This window comes from Streptomyces sp. NPDC007875, assembly GCF_042868035.1.
GTDB lineage: Bacteria > Actinomycetota > Actinomycetes > Streptomycetales > Streptomycetaceae > Streptomyces > Streptomyces antimycoticus.
Window position 1 is genome coordinate 105,110 of the sequence record NZ_JBIADZ010000001.1, and the last position, 21,143, is coordinate 126,252.

20 protein-coding genes and 1 pseudogene are annotated in these 21,143 nt (G+C 71.1%); 1 reads left to right on the top strand and 20 read right to left on the bottom strand.

Annotated elements, in window-relative coordinates:
- Positions 1-251: 251 nt before the first annotated feature.
- The 15 genes and pseudogenes from ACFYOY_RS00440 to proS all read right to left on the bottom strand — a co-directional run.
- Positions 252-1,364, bottom strand: a pseudogene (locus ACFYOY_RS00440) (YifB family Mg chelatase-like AAA ATPase); the annotation flags it as partial.
- Positions 1,364-1,723: a YraN family protein gene (locus ACFYOY_RS00445; RefSeq protein ID WP_351880802.1), complete on the bottom strand. Its 360-nt coding sequence runs from the start codon at positions 1,721-1,723 to the stop codon at positions 1,364-1,366. The pseudogene ACFYOY_RS00440 and the gene ACFYOY_RS00445, both read right to left, overlap by 1 nt.
- Before the next feature lie 93 nt (positions 1,724-1,816).
- Positions 1,817-2,125, bottom strand: a complete 309-nt coding sequence (locus ACFYOY_RS00450) for a DUF2469 domain-containing protein (RefSeq protein WP_004944840.1) — start codon at positions 2,123-2,125, stop codon at positions 1,817-1,819.
- 39 nt (positions 2,126-2,164) lie between these two features.
- The gene (locus ACFYOY_RS00455; protein ID WP_351880798.1) at positions 2,165-2,695 is read right to left on the bottom strand and encodes an NUDIX hydrolase; all 531 of its coding nucleotides are present in this window, start codon (positions 2,693-2,695) and stop codon (positions 2,165-2,167) included.
- On the bottom strand, positions 2,688-3,458 hold the full coding sequence (gene lepB, locus ACFYOY_RS00460) for a signal peptidase I (protein ID WP_014055197.1): 771 nt from the start codon (positions 3,456-3,458) through the stop codon (positions 2,688-2,690). Before lepB (ACFYOY_RS00460) ends, ACFYOY_RS00455 begins: the two co-directional genes overlap by 8 nt.
- A 96-nt stretch (positions 3,459-3,554) precedes the next feature.
- Positions 3,555-4,391: a signal peptidase I gene (gene lepB / locus ACFYOY_RS00465; protein WP_388583923.1), complete on the bottom strand. Its 837-nt coding sequence runs from the start codon at positions 4,389-4,391 to the stop codon at positions 3,555-3,557.
- A 46-nt stretch (positions 4,392-4,437) separates the two neighbouring features.
- Positions 4,438-5,628 carry a signal peptidase I gene (lepB, locus tag ACFYOY_RS00470; protein ID WP_388583925.1) on the bottom strand — a complete coding sequence of 397 codons (1,191 nt, stop codon included), beginning with the start codon at positions 5,626-5,628 and terminating at the stop codon, positions 4,438-4,440.
- Complete coding sequence (lepB, locus tag ACFYOY_RS00475; RefSeq protein ID WP_388583928.1) at positions 5,621-6,457, bottom strand: signal peptidase I; 837 nt, start codon at positions 6,455-6,457, stop codon at positions 5,621-5,623. The genes lepB (ACFYOY_RS00470) and lepB (ACFYOY_RS00475) overlap by 8 nt, the downstream gene beginning before the upstream one ends.
- A gap of 70 nt (positions 6,458-6,527) precedes the next feature.
- On the bottom strand, positions 6,528-6,878 hold the full coding sequence (gene rplS, locus ACFYOY_RS00480) for a 50S ribosomal protein L19 (RefSeq protein ID WP_014055193.1): 351 nt from the start codon (positions 6,876-6,878) through the stop codon (positions 6,528-6,530).
- Between the two features lie 132 nt (positions 6,879-7,010).
- Positions 7,011-7,841, bottom strand: coding sequence for a tRNA (guanosine(37)-N1)-methyltransferase TrmD (trmD, locus tag ACFYOY_RS00485; protein ID WP_351880784.1), 831 nt, complete (start codon positions 7,839-7,841; stop codon positions 7,011-7,013).
- Positions 7,838-8,464: a ribosome maturation factor RimM gene (gene rimM / locus ACFYOY_RS00490; RefSeq protein ID WP_388583932.1), complete on the bottom strand. Its 627-nt coding sequence runs from the start codon at positions 8,462-8,464 to the stop codon at positions 7,838-7,840. The genes trmD and rimM overlap by 4 nt, the downstream gene beginning before the upstream one ends.
- An 81-nt stretch (positions 8,465-8,545) precedes the next feature.
- Positions 8,546-8,785 (bottom strand): RNA-binding protein, encoded by a 240-nt coding sequence (locus ACFYOY_RS00495; protein WP_003980229.1) that lies wholly within the window; start codon positions 8,783-8,785, stop codon positions 8,546-8,548.
- A 2-nt stretch (positions 8,786-8,787) separates the two neighbouring features.
- Positions 8,788-9,231, bottom strand: coding sequence for a 30S ribosomal protein S16 (gene rpsP, locus ACFYOY_RS00500; protein WP_093464964.1), 444 nt, complete (start codon positions 9,229-9,231; stop codon positions 8,788-8,790).
- A 155-nt stretch (positions 9,232-9,386) separates the two neighbouring features.
- Positions 9,387-9,980 carry a hypothetical protein gene (locus tag ACFYOY_RS00505; protein ID WP_014055189.1) on the bottom strand — a complete coding sequence of 198 codons (594 nt, stop codon included), beginning with the start codon at positions 9,978-9,980 and terminating at the stop codon, positions 9,387-9,389.
- A gap of 178 nt (positions 9,981-10,158) precedes the next feature.
- Positions 10,159-11,574 carry a proline--tRNA ligase gene (gene proS, locus ACFYOY_RS00510; protein ID WP_351880777.1) on the bottom strand — a complete coding sequence of 472 codons (1,416 nt, stop codon included), beginning with the start codon at positions 11,572-11,574 and terminating at the stop codon, positions 10,159-10,161.
- Between the two features lie 307 nt (positions 11,575-11,881).
- On the opposite strand from proS, the gene ACFYOY_RS00515 reads away from it, so the two are divergent.
- Positions 11,882-12,784 carry a methyltransferase domain-containing protein gene (locus ACFYOY_RS00515; RefSeq protein ID WP_351880774.1) on the top strand — a complete coding sequence of 301 codons (903 nt, stop codon included), beginning with the start codon at positions 11,882-11,884 and terminating at the stop codon, positions 12,782-12,784.
- An 88-nt stretch (positions 12,785-12,872) separates the two neighbouring features.
- On the opposite strand, the gene ffh is transcribed toward ACFYOY_RS00515, so the two are convergent.
- The 5 genes from ffh to ACFYOY_RS00540 form a co-directional block, all read right to left on the bottom strand.
- Complete coding sequence (ffh, locus tag ACFYOY_RS00520; protein WP_351880771.1) at positions 12,873-14,417, bottom strand: signal recognition particle protein; 1,545 nt, start codon at positions 14,415-14,417, stop codon at positions 12,873-12,875.
- Positions 14,418-14,901: 484 nt separating this feature from the next.
- Positions 14,902-17,481, bottom strand: coding sequence for a [protein-PII] uridylyltransferase (locus ACFYOY_RS00525; protein WP_388583937.1), 2,580 nt, complete (start codon positions 17,479-17,481; stop codon positions 14,902-14,904).
- Between the two features lie 102 nt (positions 17,482-17,583).
- Positions 17,584-17,922 carry a P-II family nitrogen regulator gene (locus ACFYOY_RS00530; RefSeq protein WP_014055184.1) on the bottom strand — a complete coding sequence of 113 codons (339 nt, stop codon included), beginning with the start codon at positions 17,920-17,922 and terminating at the stop codon, positions 17,584-17,586.
- A complete protein-coding gene (locus ACFYOY_RS00535; RefSeq protein ID WP_208517716.1) occupies positions 17,919-19,205 on the bottom strand; it encodes an ammonium transporter in 1,287 nt (428 codons plus the stop codon). Before ACFYOY_RS00535 ends, ACFYOY_RS00530 begins: the two co-directional genes overlap by 4 nt.
- Positions 19,206-19,412: 207 nt before the next feature.
- Positions 19,413-20,927, bottom strand: coding sequence for a hypothetical protein (locus ACFYOY_RS00540; protein ID WP_388583941.1), 1,515 nt, complete (start codon positions 20,925-20,927; stop codon positions 19,413-19,415).
- Between the last annotated feature and the right edge of the window lie 216 nt (positions 20,928-21,143).

Below are 21,143 nucleotides of genomic sequence, written 5' to 3' on the forward strand. Positions count from 1 at the left end.
CTGGCTACGGGCGGGAGCAGCTTGACTGAGGCGGCCTCAAGTAACGGGCGCGAGGACCAATCAGGTCACGCACAGAACCGATATGCCTGCGGCACCCCACAGGGACGGCGCGCAAGCCGAGAGCATCTCACTTCCGCACACACAGTAACGACCGTATGAGAAGGCTTCTGCCCACCAAGAAGGGGACTCGCCTCCTTGAGAGAGGGCGGACAACTCATTCACCCGCCACTGAACATGTCCGCACCCGCATAAGCCAGCATCAGCAGGAAGCGCGCCGGCATCCGCATCATCCCGGCGGACCGGGCCACCACCACATGCCCCGACTCCAGGGGCTGCCGCAGGGCGTCCAGTGCCTTCCCGCTGAACTCGGGAGCCTCGTCCAGGAAGAGCACTCCGCGGTGGGCGAGCGAGACCGCGCCGGGTCTGGGCAGGCCGTTGCCCCCGCCGACGAGCGCGGCCATGGTGGCCGAGTGATGCGGGGCGCAGTACGGCGGGCTCTCCACCAGCGGCTGACCCGGCGGGAGGACCCCGGCGACCGAATGGACCGCGGTGACCTCCAGGGCCTCCTGCTGGGTGAGCGGCGGCAGCAGCGCCGGCAGCCGCTCGGCCAGCATGGTCTTCCCGGCGCCCGGAGGCCCGCTGAGGAAGAGGTGGTGGCCGCCCGCGGCCGCGACCTCCAGGGCGGTGCGCGCGGCCCGCTGCCCGGCGACCTCGGCCATATCGGGCCGCCCCGCCCCGCTCCCGGCCACCGCTGCGACACCGGTGTCCATACCGGCGCCGGGCACGGTGAGTCCCGCCAGCATCGGATCGGGGCGGCCCAGCTCCTGGGTCTCCTCCTCCTCGGGCACCGGCTCGTCCGTCAGCACCGCGATCAGCTGGCGCAGGCTCCGCACGCCCAGCACCGAGACGCCCGGCACCAGGGCCGCCTCCCCCGCCGTCTGCTCGGGGACCACGACCTGGCGGTATCCCGCCTCGGAGGCGGCGAGCACGGCGGGCAGCACCCCGCGGACCGGCCGGACCCGGCCGTCCAGGCCCAGCTCCCCGATCATCATCAGATCGGCGATCTCACGCGGGTCCACGCGCTCGGCCGCGCCGAGCACGGCACAGGCCACGGCCAGGTCGAAGCCGCTGCCGCCCTTGGGGACGGATGCCGGGCTGAGCCCGACCGTGAGCTTCCTCTGCGGCCATTCGCCGCCGGAATTGACGACGGCCGCACGGACCCGGTCCCGGCTCTCGACCAGGCTCTTGTCGGGCAGCCCGACAAGGGTGAAGGCGGCCACTCCCGGCTCAAGATCGGCCTGGACCTCGACCACGACGCCCTCGACCCCGACCAGCGCCACCGAGCAGGTGCGGGCGAACCCCATCAGGCCACCCCTCGCACATGCTCGACCACGGGCGCGCCCCGGCGGGGCAGCACCACCGCCACCACGTCGATCCGCACTCCGCCCGGCGGCGGGCCGCCGTGCCGCTCCAGCCAGCACGCCGCCAGCCGCCGCAGCCGCTCGGTCTTGTCCGGTCGGACGGCCGCCATCGGATGCTCGTAGCCACCCTCGCGGCGCGTCTTGACCTCGCACACCACCAGCGCACCGGCGTCGAGCGCGACGATGTCGATCTCGCCGTCCCGGCACCGCCAATTGCGCTCCAGGACGGTCATCCCGGCTTCCGCCAGCCTGCGGACCGCCACATCCTCGCCGTAGCGGCCCAGCGCTCCTCGGGCGTTCATTCGGCACCACCTCCGGCACCGACTGTGACGCCCCCGCGCCCCGCTCAGGGATCTTGGAGAATTCCTGTGGACGACCGCCCGGCTGTGGACAACTCAGCCACTCGGAAGGTCGAGGTCGCTCTTGTTCAGCTCCTCAATATTCACGTCCTTGAACGTGAGAACCCGTACCTGCTTCACGAAACGGGCCGGCCGGTACATGTCCCAGACCCAGGCGTCGGCCATCGATACCTCGAAAAAGACCTCACCCTGAACCGAGTGCACCTGCATCTCGTAGTCGTTGGTGAGATAGAAGCGGCGTTCGGTCTCAATCACATATTTGAACAGACCGACGACATCGCGGTACTCCCGGTAGAGCTTCAGCTCCATCTCGGTCTCGTACTTCTCGAGGTCCTCGGCGCTCATGGCATGTTCCCCTTCAGCCGTGCGTCCCCCCATTGTGCGTCAGACGCGCTCAGTCTCCAGGATCACCGGTGCACCCGGGGGTCCCTCGACGAGCAGCGTACGCAACAGCTCCGGCAGCCGCGTCGGGTACACCGGCTCGGTGGCCATGGCCAGCTCATCCGCCGTCCACCACCGCAGCCCGGCCACGCTGCGCCGCTCCAGCTCCGTCAGCCCGCCGCCGGTCCGTGCCGTGGTCTGTCGGGTACGACACAGGTAGTACCACTCGTCCTGGTCCCAGCGCCGCCCGGCGAACGGGAAGGAGCAGATCCGTCGCCACAGCAGCGGTCCGAGCCGCACATCGGTGATCCCGGTCTCCTCGGCGAGCTCCCTGAGCGCCGCCTGCTCCCGGCTCTCCTCGCCCTCCAAGCCGCCTCCCGGAGTGAACCACCACGTCGACGAGGGATCATCCGGTTCGAAGCCGTGCAGGAGCAGGATGCGGTCCTGCGGATCCAGCAGCACCACCCGTGCGACCTTCCGCAGCCGCCGCTCGTCCGTGCCGGTCGGCCCGGCTCCACCGGCCCCCTCAGCCACGCGCGGCCACCTTCCCCTTCGCCGCCTGGTCCCGCCGTGCGCCGCCGCCCGCCCTGCGCCGGACGACGGGCCCGTAGGCCGCGCCCGCCAGGATCAGCACGGCGCCGGTGACGACCGCGATCAGGATCGGCCCCAGCGGCCCCGGCTGCGAGATCCCGCCCGGCAGCGCCTTGAAGGCATCGGGCCGCCCCACGGTCCCCCAGGACCCCAGCGGCCAGGCGGTGGCGTCCACCCGGGCGTCCACCGCGCCGCGCTCCACGGCGCCGCCCGCCTCGTCGGTGAGATGCACCCGCGAGTCGAGGGAGTCGCTGCGATGGTCGCCCATCAGGAACAGCCGGTCCTTGGGCACGGTGGTGGAGAAGACCGTCGAGGACGCCTGCTCCCCCGAGCGCAGATACGGTTCCTCGAAGACCTTTCCGTTGACCCGCAGCCGACCCTGCTTGTCACAGCACTCGATCCGGTCGCCGCCGACCCCGATGACCCGCTTCACCATGGGCAGGTCGCCCCACACCTGGTCGCGGAAGACCACCACATCGCCGCGGCGCACCTCGCCGCCGTCGACCCGCTGCGCCAGCACCCGGGCACCCTTGGCGATCGTCGGCGCCATGGAGTCGGTCGGGACGGTGTAGGGCTTGTAGAGCACCGCGCCCCAGACGAAACCTCCGAGGAACAGCACACACCCGAGGGCCACCGCCACCCCGGACAGCACGCTGCCCGGCGTACGCCGCGGTGTGCCGCCCCCGACCCCTTGGGCTCCGCTCATTCCAGTGCTCCCGCCGTACGCAACAGACGTAGAAGATCAGGTTCCGTGTGCCCTGGGGCACACGGAACCGCACCTTACCCGGCGGTACGAGCCCCGTCAGCAGTCGGCGGTCAGCCGATCCGGCCGGGCCTCGGACTCGGCCCGGGCCTTGGCGATCAGCCTGCGGCGGCGCCACAGCACGATCGGCAGCGCACCCGCGAGCCCCACGGCAGAGGGGGCCATCGCGGCGGCCGCGCCCAGACCCGGCTGGTCGAAGGTGCTCGGCACCGGCAGGGTGGACCAGCGGTCGATCGGCCAGGCGACGACGAACGCGCGCCCGACGACATCGTCCACCGAGACCGTGCCGTTGTTCAGGTTCTGGTGGTAGCGGGAGTCCAGGGAGTCCTGGCGGTGGTCGCCCATCACCCAGATCCGGCCCTCGGGCACCTTGATCGGGCCGAACGGCTTCTCGTCACAGGGGGTGTTCCCGGGGAAGATGTACGGCTCGTCCAGCGGCTTGCCGTTGACCATGACCTTGTCGCCACGCTTACAGGAGACGGTGTCCCCGCCGACCGCGATGACCCGCTTGATCAGGTCCTTCTCCTCCGCCGAAGGCATCAGCCCGATAAAGCTGAGCGCCTTCTGGATGCCCTCGGCGACCGGGCCGGAGTCACTCGTCTGCGTCTCGCCGAGCCAGCCGCCCGGGTCGTGGAAGACGACCACCTCGCCGCGCTGCGGCTCGGAGCCGAACCATGGGGTGAGCTTGTCCACCAGCACCCGGTCGCCCCGCTGCAGGGTGTTCTGCATGGAGTCGGACGGGATGGAGAACGCCTGCACCAGGAAGGTCTTGATCAGCAGCGCCAGAGCCAGCGCGATGATGACCAGGATCGGCAGCTCCTTCCAGAAGGAGCGCACCTTCTTCGGCTTCCCGAGCTTCCCGGGCCCGCCGGGCATCCCGGGGCCCGGCTTCGCCGGTGCCCCGTCCTCGGGCCCGGACGGGTCAGTGGCGCCGGGTCCGTCCGGGGGGCCGGAGGGTTCCTCCCCGCCATCGGCTCCGTGTGGGTCCGACGCCCTGGGGCGGGCAGCCGCCTTGTCCGTGGGTGCACCGGCTTCGGGCGCCTCGTCCGTCCCGTCCGTGGGGTGCTCTCCCGTCGTCCCGGGCTGCCTCTCGGGCTCTTCGTGACCGGATCGTGCGCCGACCGCCAAATCCCCCACATCCACTCCTCACGCCTGACTGCCGCCTGCCCCACGAACGGCGCAGGATCACCACTCCCATAACGAGCGGGAGTTCCGCAGGGGTCGGGAGCTGGACCATTCCTTGCTGATCCATGGGGGACAGCCTATGCGCCGCGCCTTCGGCCTGTGTCGCCCCACTCGGCGCGTCCTTGACGGAAGCGTAGGTGTCCGGCTCCTCGAGCCGCCGCATATGCCCGAACGGCCACGCGATCACCACGGCGCGGCCGACCACCATGTTGTCCGGGACCGTGCCCTGATACGGCTCGTCGAGGTGGACGCGGGAGTCCGCCGAATTGGACCGGTGGTCGCCCATGACGAACATCCGCCCCTGAGGGACGGTCACCTTGAACTGCCGCTGCGACGGCGGGTTCCCGGGGTGCAGATACGGCTCGTTCAACGGGGTCCCGTTGACGGTGACCTTACCGTTCGTATCGCAGCAGGCCACCGTGTCGCCGCCCACCGCGACCACCCGCTTGATCAGGTCCTGCTCGTCGGAGGACGGCAGCAGGCCGATGAAGGTCAGGAACTCCTTGCCCTGCTTGATGACCGGCGGGTCGTCCTTGGGGGGCTTGCGCTCGTCATCCAGCCAGCCCCCGGGGTCCTTGAACACCACCACATCGCCGCGCTCCGGCTTCGAGCCGAACCACGGGGTGAACTTGTCCACCAGCACCCGGTCACCGATCCGGATGGTCTGCTCCATCGAACCGGACGGAATGACGAACGCCTGCACCAGGAAGGTCTTCAGGACGAGCGCGATCACCAACGCCACGCCCACCAGGATCGGTATCTCCTTGACGGCCGAACGACGCCGCCTGCGCTTGATACGGCGCTGGATCCTGCGCCGCTCCGCGCGCCCGCCCACCCGGCGCTCGCCCGGCGCACGGGTGGTGTCCACACCTGCGGGCGGGCCCCCCGCCCGGCGCGCCTTGGCACGAGGCCGCCCGCGGCTACCCACGCGCACCACCGGGGGCGTCGGAGGGTATGGCGCCGGGCGCCACGGGCACGCCCGCGAAGGCGTCCGTACGGGGCACGCCGGACCAGCGGCCGAACGGCCAGCCGATCCATGCGGCACGGCCGATCACCTTGTCGACGGGGACCGTGCCCCCGCCCGGTGCGCCCAGGTAGTCGCGTGAGTCCCGGGAGGCGTCGCGGTGGTCGCCCATCACCCACAGCCGCCCCTCGGGCACGACAATGTCGAAGGGCACCCGCGAGGGGCTGTCCCCGGGGTGCAGATAGTGCTCGTCCACCGGCCGGCCGTTCACCTCGATCCTCCCCCGCTTGTCGCAGCAGGTGACCCGGTCACCACCGATGCCCACCACGCGCTTGACGTAGTCGGACTCGGCCGGTTCGGCCAGCCCGACCGCCGCGGCAGCCTTGCGCAGCAGACCGGTCACCGGGTTTCCGGACGGCTCCTCCTCGCCGAAGGAACCGGCTCCGTCGAACACGACAACGTCGCCGCGGCGCGGATCGTCCCCGAAACGGTAGGCGAGCTTGTTCACCAGCACCCGGTCCCCGGGACGGAGGGTGTTCTCCATCGAACCACTGGGGATCAGGAACGGCTGCAGCACAAAGCCGCTCACCAGCAGCACGAGCGCGGCGCAGGCCGCCGCGAGCAGCACCCCGCGCCGCCATCGCCCGCCGCCGGCCAGCCATTCCGGCAGCCGCCCGGCGGACGAGGGCTCCCCGGCCCGCGCCGGAGCACGCGAAGAGCGCGACCGCTCCCCGGGCTCCTTCTCGGAGCCCGGGGAGCGGTCGCGCTCCGCGAGCTGTCCTTCGGTGTTCATCGGGCCAGAGCCTATCCGGCCCGGCCGGATGATCCGGCGGTAGCTCAGTAGTCGCGCAAAATCGCCGCGATCAGTTGTCGCGCTTCTCCTTGATCTTGGCGGCCTTGCCGCGGAGGTCGCGCAGGTAGTACAGCTTCGCCCGGCGCACATCACCGCGGGTGACGACCTCGATCTTCTCGACGATCGGGGTGTGCACCGGGAAGGTGCGCTCCACGCCGACGCTGAAGCTCACCTTGCGGACGGTGAAGGTCTCGCGGACACCGGAGCCCTGGCGGCGGATGACGACGCCCTTGAACTGCTGGACACGGGAGCGGTTGCCCTCGATGACGCGGACGTGGACGTTGACCGTGTCGCCGGGGCGGAAGGTCGGGATGTCGCTGCGCAGCGACGCGGAGTCGACGGTGTCGAGCAGGTGAGACATGATCGTCTGCTTTCCTCGCTGATGCCACAGGTCATCAGCGGCATATCGGATGATGATTCGGAGTGCCGCCCTCATCGGGTGGGCGTCGGTCCCCCTGTGGCAGGGGCGCACACCCGGACGTACGGCAGCGGCCTATTCTTCCACGGCCCGGTCCGGCCGCCCAAATCGGGCCCCACCGGTCCCGGGCAGCTCCTCCCAGCCCAGCTCGGCCAGGAGCGCGCGGTCGTGCTTGTCGAGCGTCGCCGGGTCGCAGCGCTCGATCAGATCGGGGCGGTTCTCACTGGTGCGGCGGAACGCCTCGTCGCGGCGCCAGCGGCCGACCTTGCCGTGGTGTCCGCTGATCAGCACCTCCGGGATGGAGCGGCCGCGCCACTCGGGGGGCTTGGTGTAGACGGGCCCCTCCAGGAGGTCGGCCATGGCGCCGGGGGCGAAGGAGTCGTCGCGATGCGACTCGGCGTTGCCCAGCACACCCGGCAGCAGCCGGGCCACCGCCTCGGTGATCACCAGCACCGCGGCCTCGCCGCCGGCCAGCACATAATCGCCGATCGAGACCTCGTGGACCTCGAGCCGCTCGCCGTACTCCTCGATCACCCGACGGTCGATGCCCTCGTAGCGGGCGGGCGTGAAGACCAGCCAGGGACGCTCGGCGAGCTCGACGGCAAGGGCCTGGGTGAACGGACGGCCGCTCGGGGTCGGCACGATCAGCGTGGGCTTGACCAGCCCCTCCGCCTCGCCCGACTCCATGATCGAGTCAAGCGCCTCGCCCCAGGGCTCGGGCTTCATGACCATGCCGGGGCCGCCGCCGTACGGGGTGTCGTCGACCGTGTTGTGCCGGTCGTGCGTCCAGCCGCGCAGATCGTGGACCCGCACGTCGAGTTGTCCGCGGGCGCGCGCCTTGCCGACCAGCGAGACGTTCAGCGGCTCCAGGTACTCGGGGAAGATCGTGACGACGTCGAGCCTCATGACGGCTCGTCCTCACGGCCGCCCCCGGTGTCGCCCTTACGGCTGCCGTCGGTCTCGTCCGTCTCACGGCCGCTCGCGGTGTCGTCCTTACGGCTGCCCGCGATCTCCGCCTCGGCCTCGTCGAGCAGGCCCGGCGGCGGGTCGATCACGGCGCGCTGCGCCTCCAGATCGATCTCCGGCACGAACTCGGAGACGAACGGGATCATGACCTCGCTCCCGTCGGGGCGCTTCACGATCAGCAGGTCCTGGTACGGCAGATGGGAGATCTCGGAGACCCTCCCGACCTCCGTGCCGTCCACCGTGACCACATCGATGTCGATCAGCTGGTGGTCGTAGAACTCCTCGGGGTCCTCGGGGAGTTCCTCGGGGTCGACCTCCGCGATCAGCAGGATGTTGCGCAGCGCCTCCGCGGCGCTGCGGTCGCGTACGCCCTCGAAGCGCAGCAGCAGCCGGCCGCTGTGCACCCGGCCGGACTCGATGGTCAGCGGCCCGGCCGAAGCGGGCTCGGTGGTCAGCACGGCACCCGGGCCGAGCCGCAGCTCCGGCTCGTCCGTCCGCACCTCGACGGTGACCTCGCCCTTGATGCCATGGGCACGGCCGATCCGCGCGACAACCAACTGCACGATGCGATGTCCCTTCACACACACGGGCCGGGGACGGCCCAAAGCCCTCCCCGGCCCGTGCCGGTGCTCTTCTTGATCGCCTCAGCGGACCTGATCGACGTCGACGAGGTCGACGCGGATCCCGCGGCCGCCGATGGCGCCCACGACGGTGCGCAGCGCGCGTGCGGTGCGGCCGTTACGGCCGATCACCTTGCCGAGGTCATCGGGGTGCACCCGGACCTCCAGCACACGCCCACGCCGCAGGGTGCGCGAGGCCACCTGCACGTCGTCGGGGTTGTCGACGATGCCCTTCACCAGGTGCTCGAGGGCCTCCTCGAGCATCCTCAGGCCTCAGTCGACGCGGTGGACTCAGCGGACTCAGCCGCCTCGTCCGACTTCTTCTCGGCCTTCTTCGCCTTCTGGGTGATCGCCTCACCCTTCGGCTCGTCACCGGCGTCCTTGGCGGCCGCCTCGAACAGGGCGCGCTTGTCGGCCTTCGGCTCGGCGACCTTCATCGGAGCCGGGGCGGGCAGGCCCTTGAACTGCTGCCAGTCGCCGGTGACCTTCAGGATGGCCAGCACGGGCTCGGTCGGCTGCGCGCCGACCTTCAGCCAGTGCTGCACACGCTCCGAGTCGACCTCGATGCGCGACGGGTTCTGCACCGGGTGGTACAGACCGATCTCCTCGATCGCCCGGCCATCACGGCGGGTGCGGGAGTCGGCGACGACGATGCGGTAGTGAGGCGAACGGATCTTGCCCAGACGCTTCAGCTTGATCTTGACTGCCACGGAAGTGGTGTCTCCTGGTCTTGACGTGGTTGAGCACTGCGAGGTGCCGCGTGGGGTTGCGGTACCCGAGTGCCCGATGGACGCGTCAGCCGGAGGAGAGAGGGGTCCTGGTCGGCTGTCGAGTACAGCAGACCATTCTGCCACACCGGGACAGGTCAGCCGACCGCGGCCACCGCCTCCGGAATACGGAAGGGCTTACCGCATCCACCGCACATGATCGGCGCCTGGGCCAGCACCGACGGGACGACCCGGACATTGCGCCCGCAGTCGCACACCGCCTTGACCCGGACACCGCCACCGGACGAGCCGTGTCGCGCGGCGGGCCCGCGGAAGGTGCGGGAGGTCTCGGCAGTGGTCGCCACGGTGTGCGCCTTCAGTGCGCGCTGGAGGCGGTCGATCGTGGTCCGGTACCGCTTTCTCGCCTCGGGACTGAGGGTGACCAGCGAGAAGCCGCTGCTGGGATGCGGCTCCTCGGGGTGGTCGAGCCCCAGCTCCTCGGCGATCGCCAGGAACCGGCGGTTGTGGTAGCGACCGGCGCGTGAGGTGTCACGGACACCGCGGGCGGCGGCGATCCCATGGACTGCCTCATGCAGCAGCCGTTCGAAGGAGAGCTCGGCGCCACATGCGGACGACGACTCTCCGATCAGCGATTCGGGCGCGGCGAGATCCGGCAGCTCGGAGTGGTGCCGTTGAATGTCGGCCCACGCCTGCGCCAGCTCTGCGGCGAGAACAGGTGGTGTCGTGCTCACGTCGTGCTAACGAGCAGGACCGGTCCGGTGTTCCGATTCCGGGGCATCCCAAATAATTTGCACGTACCAGTCAGTTCACGGTGATGTACGACGACGAGGGGCGGGTGCGTAAATGTGTGGATGAGCCACGCACCGTGCATCAAGCCGGTACGTACCGTCTCTGTAGGCCCTCGCCGTCTCAGTAGGCCCTCGCGACGATTGCGACGTTACCCGGAGCGTCATCGGCGTCCGGCACCGCCCCGTCCTCGGTGACCAGACACCGGACGGACACGGATCGCTCGGCGAGCGCCGCCTCGCCCTTCGGCCCCAGGTCCGCCCACCGGATGCGGGCCCAGCCGCCCGCGGCCGCGGCCTCGGCGGCCTCCTCCATGGTCGCCACCTCCGTGGTGCGCGCCTTACGGCGCTCACGGGCCTGCCGCAGCAGCAGCGCCTGGTCCTCCTCCAGAACCTTGGGCAGCAGCTCCGGCAGCAGTTCGGTGCGCACCGGCTCCTTGCCGCCGGGGATCCGCCGGGCCACCATCGCGGTGCCGCCCTCCAGGTCGCGCGGGCCGACCTCGACCCGGACCGGCACGCCCTTGAGTTCCCAGTCGACCGCGCGCCGGCCGAAGGGGGTGTCCGTACGGTCGTCGACGTGGACCCGCACGCCCGCCGCGGTGAGCAACTCGCCGATCTCGCGGACCTTGGCGAGCACCGCGTCGTCGCCCTTGATCGCCAGCACCACCACCTGGATCGAGGCCAGCCTCGGCGGGATCCGCAGACCGCTGTCGTCGCCGTGCATCATCACCAGCGCGCCGACCATCCGGGTCGTGCTGCCCCAGGAGGTCTGCCAGACCAGCTCCTGCTCGCCGTCCTTGGACAGATAGCTGGTGTGGAAGGCCCGGGCGAAGTTCTGGCCGAGCTCATGGCTGGTGCCCAGTTGCAGCGCCTTGCCGTCGCCCATCATCCCTTCGAGGGTGAGGGTGTTGAGGGCGCCGGCGAACCGCTCCCGGGCGGTCTTGCGGCCCAGGACCACGTCCATCGCCAGGACGTCCTCCATGAACCGGGCGTAGACCTCGCGGTGGATCCGGGCGGCGAAGTCCCTGGCGTCCTCGTACGACGCGTGCGCGGTGTGCCCCTCCTGCCACAGGAACTCGGTCGTCCGCAGGAACAGCCGCGGCCGCAGCTCCCAACGCACCACATTGGCCCACTGGTTGATCAGCAACGGCAGATCGCGGTAGCTCTGCACCCACTTGGAGAAGTACTCGTTGACGATCGTCTCCGAGGTGGGCCGGACGACGACCGGCTCCTCGAGCTCCTTACCGCCGCCATGGGTGACGACCGCGAGCTCCGGCGCGAACCCCTCGACGTGATCGGCCTCCTTGGCCAGATACGACTGCGGGATGAAGAGCGGGAAGTACGCGTTCTGGACGCCGACCGCCTTGATGCGGGCGTCCATGTCCTGCTGCATCCGCTCCCACAGCCCGTACCCATACGGTCGGATCACCATGGTGCCGCGCACCGGGCCGTTGTCGGCCAGCTCGGCCTTGTTGATCACATCCTGGTACCAGCGGGGGAAGTCCTCCGACCGCGGGGTGAGCACGGGCGTCTTGGCCATGGCGCCGATCGTACGGCGGCGGGGTAGCGAACCGTGAATCAAGCAAAAACGAGCCGGTCAGTGCCGGCCATCGCCCGACACCGGCCACGAGCCCGGCGGAGGTCGGGGGCGGTTCGGGGAGCGAGACGCACGCACAGGTGTGCGGGGGCGCACAAAGGGGGCACGCAAGCACGGCCGTGAAACCTCTGGACGCGTGGACGGATGCGGAGTTCCCTGGCATTTGGGGGTGGGACGTCACCACGCACAACGGCGGATGTGACACCGAATCTGACGACGGCACTGCTCTTCGCTGATTGGGGCCCTTTCGATGACATTTACGCTCGTACAGCGGCACCGCCCGCACCCCTCCTCGTCGCGGACGACGGACGCCCACGCTCGCACCCGCGACTGGGCGGAGATCCAGGAGCGGATGCTGGTCCCGCTGTACGAGGCCGTGTACGAACGGCTGGACGTCGGCGCCGGGACCCGACTGCTGGGCCTGGGCTGCGGCTCCGGGCTCGCCCTCCTCATGGCGGTCGCGCGCGGCGCCACGGTCTGCGGGGTGGACACGGACGAGCGGCGCCTGGACCTCGCGCGCGAGCGGCTGACGGCCGTGGGCGCGCCGGGCGGCCCGGCGCTGCCCGCCCGGCTGGGCCTCGGCGGCCCCGAGAGCCCCTGCGTACGGGACGCCGCGGCGGAGTCGGCCTTCACGGTGGTGATCGCCTTCGAGCCGCTGTCGGCCCTGGGCGCGGCAGATCCCGGGGCGGCGGTGTCCGCGGCGGCGTCCAACCTCGCGGCCGCCACGGCGCGCACCGGACACGGCGGGGCCGTGGTGCTCGCCGGATGGGGCCCGCCGGAGCGCTGCGCCACCTCCGGGGTGCTGCGAGCGGGCGCCCGGCTCGCCGATCCGATGGACTCCCCCGGCCAGCGCCGGGAGGTGCCCCCTGCCGCGCGCTGGTGGCCGTACGGCCGCGACGACCTGGAGGAACTGGCCGCGCTGGCCGGACTGCGGCCCGACGGATCGGGCCGGGTGGCCTGCCCGTTCGGGTACGCCGACATGGACAGCGCGGTGCGCGGGCTGCTGTCGACGGGGCTGTTCGACGCGGCGGAGCGGGTCACGGATCCGATCCAGGTCCGCAAGGAAATCATCGAGGCGCTCCATCCGCATCAGCGCGCGGACGGCACGGTGTGGATGCCGAACGTCTTCCGCTATCTGATCTGCCGCATCTGAACGGGACCGTCACGTAAGGCCCCTGACGGTGTGTGCAGGGGCCTTACGGTTCGTTCGTACGGGGGACGGCCTCGGAGGCCGGGGCGGCTCAGCCCATGAACTTCTTGAACTCGTCGGGGAGTTCGAAGTCCTGTCCGTCCTGTCCGCCGGGCAGCCCGAACGCGCCGCCCTGCTCACGGCGCGCCGCCGCGGCCTGCTCATCGGCCTTGCGCTTCATCGGGTTGCCCGAGCGCTGCTTCCCCTTGGCCTTCTTCTGCTGCTTGCCCTTGCGCTTGCCGCCGCCACCGACGCCCGGCATACCCGGCATCCCGGGCATCCCCGGCATGCCGCCCTGGGCCATCTTCGACATCATCTTGCGCGCGTCGAAGAACCGCTCCACCAGGTTCTTGACCGCGCTCACCTCGACGCCGGAACCGCGGGCGATACGGGCGCGGCGCGAGCCGTTGATGATCGTGGGGTCCTGGCGCTCGCCCGGGGTCATCGACTTGATGATGGCCGCTGTGCGGTCCACTTCCCGCTCGTCCAGGTTGGCGATCTGGTCCTTCATCTGGCCCATGCCCGGCAGCATGCCGAGCAGCTTGGAGATGGAGCCCATCTTGCGGACCTGCTCCATCTGCGCCAGGAAGTCGTCGAGCGTGAACTCCTTGGGGCCCTTCGCCAGCTTGGCCGCCATCTTCTCGGCCTCTTGCTGGCTGAAGGTCTGCTCGGCCTTCTCGATCAGGCTGAGCATGTCGCCCATGCCGAGGATGCGGGACGCCATGCGGTCCGGGTGGAACGCGTCGAAGTCGTCCAGCTTCTCACCGTTGGAGGCGAACATGATCTGGCGGCCGGTGACATGCGCGATGGACAGCGCGGCACCGCCGCGCGCGTCGCCGTCCAGCTTGGAGAGCACCACGCCGTCGAAGCCGACGCCGTCGCGGAACGCCTCCGCGGTGTTCACCGCGTCCTGGCCGATCATCGCGTCGACGACGAAGAGGACCTCGTCCGGGCGGACCGCGTCGCGGATGTCGGCGGCCTGCCGCATCAGCTCCTCGTCGATACCGAGGCGGCCCGCGGTGTCGACGATCACGACGTCGTGCTGCTTGGTCCGGGCGAACTCGACCGAGTCCTGCGCCACCTTGACCGGGTCGCCGACGCCGTTGCCCGGCTCGGGGGCGAAGACGGCGACACCGGCCCGCTCCGCCACGACGGAGAGCTGGTTGACGGCGTTGGGGCGCTGGAGGTCACAGGCGACGAGCAGCGGGGCGTGGCCCTGGCCCTTCAGCCAGCGGCCGAGCTTTCCGGCGAGCGTGGTCTTACCGGCACCCTGCAGACCCGCGAGCATGATCACGGTCGGCGGCTGCTTGGCGAAGCGGAGGCGCCGCGCCTCGCCGCCGAGGATGCCGATCAGCTCCTCGTTGACGATCTTGATGACCTGCTGGGCGGGGTTGAGCGCCTGGGAGACCTCGGCCCCGAGGCTCCGCTCCTTGACCTGCTTGATGAAGGACCGGACGACGGGCAGCGCCACGTCGGCCTCGAGCAGGGCGATCCGGATCTCGCGTGCCGTGGCGTCGATGTCCGCCTCGCTGAGGCGTCCCTTGCCCCGGAGGTTCTTGAAAGTCGCTGCGAGGCGATCGGAGAGGGTATCGAACACGGTGGTCGCGAATCCTTCGGTCGGATGTCGGGTCGGTGGTCGGCCTCCAAGGGTATCCGCCCGTCGCGGGAACGGTCTGCCCCCGGGCGTGCGACGCCCGGGCGGGCTGTCTTTCCCCACCCCGCCCCTTCCCGAACCGGAGCTGCGCCCCGGGCCCCATTCCGGGGGCTCCGCCCCCGGACCCCCGCCGGTGCTCCGCCCCGGACCCCGCTCCTCAAACGCCAGAGGGGCTGGGGAGTGGCACCTGTCCGCCCCGGACCCGCTCCTCAAGCGTCGGAGAGGTTGGGAAGCGGCCTGACCGCCCCGGACCTGCTCCTCAAACGCCGGAGAGCCTGGGAAGCGGAAAGGCTGGGAAGCGGCCTGCCCGCTCCAGACCCGCTCCTCAAACGCCGGAGAGCCTGGGAAGCGGAAAGGCTGGGAAAGCGCCGGAGAGGCAGTGGCACCTTGGCCGGGAGGCGGCGCTCATCCGCCCGGGTCCCGCTTCTCAGGCGTCGGAGGGGCTGGTCAGCGCTCGTTCGACCTTCTGGGCCACCTCGGCCGCTCGCATGGGCTTCAGGGGTGCGCCGGAGTTGTCCGTGACATAAAACGCATCCACGGCGTTGGCGCCGAGGGTGGAGACGTGGGCGCTGCGGACCGCCACGCCGGTGTCCTCCAGGGCACGGCCGATCCGGTGCAGCAGACCGGGGGCGTCCTGGGCGCGGACCTCGATCACGGTGGCGAGCTGGGAGCTGCCGGGCGCGACCGTCACCCTTGGTGGCGGGGCGTGCACCCCGCGGCGGCGTGGGTACTTGCGGTAGGCGGCCTCGCGCTCGGCCAGGCGGGCGACGATGTCGAGCGAGCCGTCCAGGGCACGGAGCAGGTCGTTCCGCAGTCGGGCGGCCTGTGGCAGCGAACCGTACTCGGCCGCGACCCGCCAGCTCAGCAGCAGCACCCCGGCCGCCGCGCCCGCCGCGTCCAGCTCCGTCGGCAGTTCGAGGGCGCGCAGGTCCGCCGCGCGCACCGTAAGGCGGTGCAAGGCCAGGACGCCGGCCGCCGTGGGAAGGACGCCGGGCTGGTCGGGGACGGCGATAAGCAGTTCCACGCCGATTGGCTCGGGGCCTGTGGCCCCCTCCTCCGGTGGCCCTTCGGCGGCGCCCGTAAGGAGGCCGTCCGCCTCGCTCGGCACCAGTGCCTCGGAGCGTGCGTGCAGGGCCAGCACCGGGCCGCCGGTGCGCCATGCCTCGATCGCGAGGCGTTCCTGTTCGGCCGTCGTCTGCTGCGGGGTGGACCAGTCGTCGGCGGGTTCGCCCGCGAGCACCGCCGCGACTCGCTTGACCAGGTCGGCGACGAGGGAACCGCGCCAGGCGCTCCAGGCCGCGGGGCCGGTGGCCAGCGCGTCGGCCTCGGTGAGGGCGTGCAGCAGTTCCAGGGTGGTGGCGTTGCCGACGGCCTCGGCGACCGAGCGCACCGTGGCCGGGTCGTCCAGGTCGCGGCGGGTGGCGGTCTCGACGAGCAGCAGATGGTGGCGTACGAGGGTGGCGAGGACCGCGACGTCCGCACGGTCGAAGCCGATGCGGGCGGCGACGTCGCGGGCGATGGTCTCCCCGGCCACCGAATGGTCGCCGGGCCAGCCCTTGCCGATGTCGTGCAGCAACGCGGCGACCAGCAGCAGATCGGGGCGGCCGACCCGGCGGCTGAGGGCGCTGGCCCGGACCGCGGTCTCGACCAGATGCCGGTCCACGGTCCAGCGGTGGACGGCGTTGCGCTGCGGACGGCAGCGCACCCGCTCCCAGTCCGGCAGCAGCCGGGTGATCAGCCCCTCGGCCTCCAGGGCCTCCCACACGCCGACGGTGGACTCGCCCGCGCCCAGCAGCGTGATCAGCTGCTCCCTGGCCTCGGGCGGCCACGGCACCGTCAGCGGCCGGGCGGCTGTGGACAGCCGCCTCACGGCGTGCGGCGACAGCGGAAGTCCGGCCTGGGCGGCGGCCGCGGCGGCCCGCAGGGTGAGCACGGGGTCGCGGTCGGGGCGCGCGGTGCGGGCCAGCACCACCTCGCCGTCCTGTTCCACGACGCCCTCGGCGAGCGGGCTGCGCTCCGCGGCGTCCGCGGCACCCCCGCGTCCGCCCGAGCGCCCGCCGCGGCCGCCGAGCAGTCCGCGCAGCCGGGGCCGGGCGGCCGAGCGGGCGCGCAGTACGCGCTCGACCTCGCGCCAGGTGACATCGCTCGCGTAGGAGATGATCCGGGCGGATTCGTAGATCTGGCGCAGCAGGGCGTCGGCGTCCAGCAGCCCGAGGGCTCCCGCGACCTGGTCCTGTTCCTGGAGCGCGAGGCGGTCGGTGGCGCGGCCGGTGGACAGATGGAGCGCGTCGCGGGCGTCCAGCAGCCGCCGCCGCGCGTCGTCGAGGCCCTCGCGGGGGGCGTCGGCGAGCCAGGAGGCGGCGATGGCGCGCAGCGCGGTGGCGTCGCGGAGCCCGCCGCGGGCCTCCTTCAGATCGGGTTCGAGCAGGAACTGCAGCTCACCGTGGCGCTCGGCGCGCTGCCGGCACAGCGCGTGGAGCTCGGGCAGCCGCCGCGGGGCCTGGGCGCGCCAGTCGGCGAGGACGGTGGTGCGCAGATCGGCGGTGAGCGCCTGATCGCCCGCGATGTGGCGGGCGTCGAGCAGGCCGAGCTGGACCTTCAGATCCTCGGCGGCGGTCGCGCGGGCCTCGTCGGGGGTGCGCACCGAGTGGTCGAGGGCGAGGCCCAGGTCCCAGACCGGGTACCAGACGTGGTCGGCGAGCGCGGCGAGGGCCGAGCGGTCGGCGGAGCCGTCGTGCAGCAGCAGCACATCGAGGTCGCTGCGCGGGGACAGTTCGCCGCGTCCGTAGCCGCCGACCGCCACCAGGGCGACGCCCCGGCCGATCCCGGCGGTCTGTGCCCCGCCGGTGAGCAGCGCGGCCAGCCACTGGTCGGTGAGTTCGGCCAGGGCGGAACGGCGCGGCGGCCCGGACCGCGCCCCCTCCTGGAGGAGTCGCAGCCGGGCCGCCGCGTAGCCGCCGGGCCCCGAGTCGGTGGTGTGGGTCGTGGTCTCGAGGCTTTCCGTCAACTCGGCTCCCTGTCAGCGTGCGACTGGTTGTCCGGCTCGTGCCGGGCCCTCAGAGGGCGCCCGGGCCGCGGCCCTCGGAGGGCAGCGGCCCGGCCCCGGCCCTCAGAGGGCGTCCGGGCCGCGCTCCCCGGTGCGGACCCGGACGGCGGTCTCGACGGGGACGCTCCAGACCTTGCCGTCCCCGATCTTTCCGGTGCGCGCGGCCTTGACCACGACATCGACGAGGTCATCGGCGTCCTCGTCCTCGACCAGCACCTCTATGCGGACCTTGGGCACCAGGTCGACGGTGTACTCCGCGCCCCGGTAGACCTCGGTGTGGCCGCGCTGACGGCCGTAGCCGCTGGCCTCGGTGACGGTCAGGCCCTGGACGCCGAACGCCTGCAGCGCTTCCTTGATCTCGTCGAGCCGGTGCGGCTTCACGACTGCGGTGATGAGCTTCACGCGTCCACCTTCTTGTTGTGCGGCTTCTGCGGCGCGGACGCGCCGGTCGCGGCGGGCACCGTACTACGGGCGGATCCGCCCACCGCGCTGAAGTCATAGGCGGTCTCGGCGTGGAACGCCTGGTCGATGCCGCCGAGCTCCTCGTCCTCACTGGCCCGGAAGCCGATGGTCACGTCGATGAGCTTGGCGAGGATCCAGGAGACGACGAAGGAGTAGAGCAGCACCGTGAAGGCGCCGAGCGCCTGCTTGCCCAGCTGGGCCGCGCCGCCGACGCCATCGGTGGCCAGGACGCCGACCAGGAGGGTGCCGATGACACCGCCGACCAGGTGCACCCCGACCACGTCGAGCGAGTCGTCGTAGCCCAGCTTGTACTTGAGGCTGACGGCCCAGGAGCAGACGACACCGGCCACCAGGCCGATCACGATGGCGCCCCAGGCGTTCACCGCCGCACCCGAGGGGGTGATGGCGACCAGGCCCGCGACCGCGCCGGAGGCGGCGCCCAGTGTGGTGAACGCGCCGTGCCGGATGCGCTCGTAGGCGAGCCAGCCGAGCATCGCGACCCCGGTGGCGACCTGGGTGTTGAAGGCCATGTTGGCGGCGGTCTCGTTGGCGGCGAGGGCGGAGCCTGCATTGAAGCCGAACCAGCCGAACCACAGCAGACCGGAGCCGAGCATCACCAGCGGCAGGTTGTGCGGGCGCATCGGGTCCTTCTTGAAGCCGATGCGCTTGCCGAGCACCAGGGCCACGGCCAGGCCCGCGGCGCCCGCGTTGATGTGGACCGCCGTGCCGCCCGCGAAGTCGATGACCTCCTTCTTGAACAGCCAGCCGTCGGCCTGCCAGACCCAGTGGGCCACCGGGAAGTAGACGACCGTGGTCCACAGGGTGATGAACAGTGCCCAGGCGCCGAATTTGACGCGGTCGGCGACGGCTCCGCTGATCAGCGCGGGGGTGATCACCGCGAACATCAGCTGGAAGAGAGCGAAGGCCAGCACCGGGATCGCGTCGGGCTTCTCGCCCCACAGCGACGTCGGCTCGATGCCCTTGAAGCCGATGTGGTCGAGATTGCCCAGCAGCCCGCCGCCGATGTCATCGCCGAAGGTGAGCGAGTAGCCGAACAGCACCCACAGCAGCGAGACGACGCCGAGCGAGATGAAGGACATCATCAGCATGTTCAGGGCGCTCTTCACCCGCACCATGCCGCCGTAGAAGAAGGCCAGGCCGGGGGTCATCAGCATCACGAGCGCGGCGCTGATCAATACGAACGCGGTATTTGCGCCATTCAATGTGGACGTCTCCTCGAAACGACGGCCCGTGCGGGCAGGACATCGGGGGGCCGGTATTCGCCTCGAGGTTGGCGCAGCACCGTTTCAGCCGATGCCGCCCGATGTTTCACCGCAGTGACGAAGGCCGCGGGAGTGTTACGTGCCGATGAACCGCGGCTGTCAGGGCGGAGCCCTCCGTTACCGTGTCGCAACCACCGCCGGGACCGCTCAGACGGCCTGGCCGGGCCCCGCGGCTCCCGGGGTGTCGGGCATGAGGGTGGCCAGCCGCTCGCCGAGATCGGCGACCTGAGGCACGTCGCCGAACTGGCGCACCGCCGTGTCCACGGTCTTGCGCAGCCGGTTGTTGACCCGCTCCGAGCGCACCCGCTTGGCGAGCGGCAGCGCCTGGCGGGCGACCTCGGCGGCCTGCTCTGGCTCCTTCTGGAGGAGATGGACGGTGGCCATGCCGATCAGGTTGAGCGCATACGAACGCTGGGGGCCCGCGTCGTTCTCCGTCTCCTGGCCGAAGAGCTTCACGGCCTGGCGCATCACCGGGTCGGCCATCTTGGCGTAGGTGGGGCTGCGGCCGGCGACATAGGCGAGATCGCGGTAGGAGTGGGCGTTCTCCGCATTGAGCTCGGCCTCGGAGAAGAAGCGGATCCAGTCCGGGTCGCAGTCGCCCTTGGCGCAGTCGGCGAAGGTGTCCTCGGCCATCTTCACCGCGCGGTGGCATTTGCTGGGCTGGCCCATATTGGCGTAGGCGCGGGCCTCCATCGCATACAGCATGGCCTGGGTGCGCGGGGTGGCGTTCTCCCTGCTGCCGTACTGCGCGAGGTGGATCAGCTCCAGCGCGTCGTCGGGCCGGCCGACGTGAATCATCTGGCGGCTCATACCGGAGAGGATGTACGAGCCGAGGGGGCGGTCCCCGGACTCCTTGGCGGCGTGGAGGGCGAGCACGAAGTACTTCTGCGCGGTGGGCTGGAGCCCGATGTCATAGCTCATCCATCCGGCGAGCTGGGCGAGCTCGCCCGCGACCTTGAACAGCCGCCGGGAGACCGCCTCCGGATGCGGCTCCTGGAGCAGGTCGGTGACCTCGTGCAACTGGCCGACCACCGCCTTGCGGCGCAGCCCGCCGCCGCACTGGGCGTCCCAGGCGCGGAACATCACGATGGTGGACTCCAGCAGCTCCAGCTCGGGCTCGGAGAGCCGGGAGACCCGGCGCGCGCGCCCGCCGTCCGCCGCCTTGGCGCCGCCGGGCCGTCCGCTCGTGGAGGGCACCAGCCAGCGCTGCATGGGCTCGATGAGGGCGGGGCCCGCGGACAGCGAGAGCGAGGTGCCGAGGAAGCCGCGGCGGGCGAGCATCAGGTCACTACGGGAGAACTCGCCGATCAGCGCCACGGTTTCGGGCCCGGCCCAGGGAAGATCCACACCGGACACGGACGGTGACCGGTGGACGGCGCGCAGCCCGACGTCCTCGATGCCCACCACACAGCCGAAGCGCTCGGAGAACAACTCCGAGAGAATCTGCGGAATCGGCTCCCGGGGCTGCTCGCCGTCCAGCCAGCGGCGCACCCGCGAGGTGTCCGTGCTGATGTGGTGGGCGCCTAACTGCCGTGCTCTGCGGTTGACTTGGCGCGCCAGCTCCCCCTTCGACCAGCCGCTGCGCACGAACCACGACTGCAATTGCGCATTGGGGCGCTTCCCAGCACCGCCGCCGCTGTCGCCCACCCGGAACGCCCCCATCCCACGAATCTTCCCGAACCGCCACCAGAATGCCTTCTGTCACGGTCAGTTGTCCCCGGGATGCGACGTATCAACCGTCCCGACAGGGAACCGCCTCATGCCAGGGGCATGTACCGATCCGTACTCCGCCCGTCGTCAGCTCGCGTTCGAGCGAGCACCACATCCAGGGACTGTGCACTGAAAGTAATCCTACGATCACGCCTCCGGCGAGGCGGT